At 74.9% G+C, this 2,605-nt stretch carries 4 protein-coding genes; 2 read left to right on the top strand and 2 right to left on the bottom strand.

The window, feature by feature from the left end; genetic code table 11:
* Positions 1–50 precede the first annotated feature (50 nt).
* Both FHE66_RS13385 and FHE66_RS13390 read right to left on the bottom strand, forming a co-directional pair.
* Positions 51–638, bottom strand: coding sequence for a LytR C-terminal domain-containing protein (locus FHE66_RS13385; protein ID WP_139073476.1), 588 nt, complete (start codon positions 636–638; stop codon positions 51–53).
* 36 nt (positions 639–674) lie between these two features.
* The gene (locus FHE66_RS13390; RefSeq protein ID WP_218013729.1) at positions 675–953 is read right to left on the bottom strand and encodes a DUF3263 domain-containing protein; all 279 of its coding nucleotides are present in this window, start codon (positions 951–953) and stop codon (positions 675–677) included.
* An 88-nt stretch (positions 954–1,041) separates the two neighbouring features.
* Here FHE66_RS13390 and FHE66_RS13395 point away from each other — a divergent pair, with 88 nt between their 5' ends.
* Both FHE66_RS13395 and FHE66_RS13400 read left to right on the top strand, forming a co-directional pair.
* Positions 1,042–1,713, top strand: coding sequence for a uracil-DNA glycosylase (locus FHE66_RS13395; protein ID WP_230976500.1), 672 nt, complete (start codon positions 1,042–1,044; stop codon positions 1,711–1,713).
* Positions 1,714–1,739: 26 nt separating this feature from the next.
* A complete protein-coding gene (locus FHE66_RS13400; RefSeq protein WP_218013730.1) occupies positions 1,740–2,552 on the top strand; it encodes an SGNH/GDSL hydrolase family protein in 813 nt (270 codons plus the stop codon).
* Positions 2,553–2,605: the final 53 nt, after the last annotated feature.

Genomic DNA, 2,605 nt, shown 5'->3' on the forward strand with positions numbered 1-2,605 from the left:
CACGGGTCAATGGTCGGTCCGTGCCCGGGCACCCGAGACCAGCGGGATGGTCAACGGCCGGTGTAGTCCGCTCGCAGCACGATGGCGATCTCGACGTTCTGCGTCGCCGCGGGCGACTCGACGAGGTTGTCGATCCCGAGGAGCGTGCCGATGGCCTGCGCCGTGGGCGCCAGCTCCGCGTTGCGGTAGTAGAGGGTGGTGACGTCGGGCGTGCCGGAGGTGTAGTCCGCGGCCCCGACCGTGGTGAACCCGTCCGCCTGGAGCTCCCCGGCGACCCGCCCGGCCAGCCCGTTGACGCCGGCGCCGTTGAGCACGGAGATCGACGCCGTGCGGACGACGTCCGGCACGGCCGGCTCGCTGGGCTCCTCCGCGGGGGTGGGCGTGGGCTCGGCCGTCTCCCCCGGAGCGGGCTCCTCGGTGGCGGGGGCGGTCGCGGCGGGCACGGGCTCGAGCGGAGCGTCGTCGCCGTCGTTGTCGGACAGCAGGCTCACCGCACCCCAGGCGAGCAGCGGCACGATGACGATGACCGCGAGGAAGGGCGCGAGCGCGCGCCACAGCGACGGCGGCTCGCGGTGGACGCCCTCCGGGCCCCGGTCACGCGCGGCGACGTCGAACTCGTCCTCGGGATACTCACTCACGCCAGCAGGCTACCGGTGTCGAGCGCCGGGGCGGGGTCAGTGGGCTCCCAGGCGACGCCCGGAACGCTCGCGCTGACGGGCGTCGCGCAGCCGGCGCAGGCGCTTGACGAGCATGGGGTCGGCCGCGAGCGCGGCCTCGGTGTCGATGAGGGAGTTGAGGACCTGGTAGTAGCGGGTGGCGCTCATGCCGAAGAGGTCGCGGATCGCGGTCTCCTTGGCGCCCCCGTACTTCCACCACTGCCGCTCGAAGGCGAGGATCTCGCGCTCGGTGTCCTCGAGCGCGGCCTGCGGACCCAGCGCGTAAGCGGTGTCCATGTCTCCTCCTTCGTCCTGCGACCTGCCCATGCTACGGGGGAACGACACGCATGTCATTCCCCTCGGCCACCGGGCTAGGCTGCGGGCCGTGACCCCCCTCGCCGAGATCCTCGACCCCGGCTGGGCCGCCGCCCTCGCCCCGGTCGAGCCCCAGGTCCACGCCATGGGCGACTTCCTGCGCGAGGAGGTCGCCGCCGGCCGCGGGTACCTGCCCGCCGGGCAGGACGTGCTGCGCGCCTTCACCCACCCGTTCGACGACGTCCGGGTCGTCCTCGTGGGCCAGGACCCCTACCCCACCCCGGGCCACCCCATGGGGCTGTCGTTCTCCGTCCAGCCGGACGTCCGCCCGATCCCGCGCAGCCTCGTCAACGTCTTCCGCGAGCTCGTCGACGACGTCGGCACCCACCCGCCGACGACGGGCGACCTCTCGCCGTGGGCGCAGGACGGGGTGCTGCTGCTCAACCGGGTCCTCACCGTGACGCCGGGCAAGCCCGCCTCGCACCGTGGCAAGGGGTGGGAGGCGGTGACCGACCACGCGATCCGGGCGCTCGTCGAGCGTGGCGGTCCGCTCGTGGCGATCCTGTGGGGCAACCAGGCACAGACCCTGCGCCCGCTCCTCGGTGACGTGCCCGTCGTCGCCTCGGCGCACCCGAGCCCGCTGTCGGCCTCCCGGGGCTTCTTCGGCTCCCGGCCGTTCTCCCGCGCGAACGCGCTGCTCGAGGAGCAGGGCGGACGGCCGGTGCGCTGGGCGCTGCCCTGAGCGGCGCGGGCTGGCAGGATCGTCGGGTGACCGACAGCACCACCCCCGCCCCGCGCTGGAGCCGTTACGTCGCCCTCGGCGACTCCTTCACCGAGGGGATGGTGGACCCTGACCCGACCGACCCGGGCCGCCAGCGCGGCTGGGCGGACCTGCTCGCAGCCTCACTCTCGGCCCGCCGGGGCGCGGCGGGCCAGGCGCCCCTGGAGTACGCCAACCTCGCGGTACGGGGCCGGCTGCTCGGCCAGATCATCAGCGAGCAGCTGCCGGTGGCCCGCGAGCTCGACCCCGACCTCGTCTCGCTCATCGGCGGCGGGAACGACATCCTGCGCCCGGGGGCGGACGTCGACGCGCTCCTCGCGGGGCTGGAGGACGCCGTCGCCGGGCTGCGCGCGGCCGGCGTGGACGTCCTCATGGGGACCGGTTTCGACCCGGCCGGCTCACCGGTCATCCAGCGCACGCGGCCCAAGGCCGCGGTCTACGCTGCCGGGCTGTGGTCGATCGCCCACCGGCACGGCGCCTTCGTCCTGGACACGTGGGGCATGCGCTCGCTGCGCGACATGCGCATGTGGGCCGAGGACCGCATCCACCTCTCGACGGCGGGGCACGAGCGGGCGGCGCAGGCGGCGCTCGTCGGCCTGGGCCTGGCACCGGACGACGTCGCCTGGGACGACCCGCTCGTCCCGCTGCCACCGGCGGCGCGCGCCGACCGGTGGCGCGGCAACGTGCGCTGGGCGCGTGCCTACGCCCTGCCGTGGGCGCAGCGTCGGCTGCACCGCAGGTCCTCGGGGGACCTGCGGCGGGCGAAGTACCCGGTGCCCGTCGTCGTCGAGCCCCGCTGAGGCCTCAGCGCAGGACGATCGACAGGAGCCCGTCGCCGTAGCCGCGCACGTCG

Source organism: Georgenia sp. 311, assembly GCF_006151955.1.
Taxonomy (GTDB): Bacteria; Actinomycetota; Actinomycetes; order Actinomycetales; family Actinomycetaceae; genus Oceanitalea; species Oceanitalea wutianyii.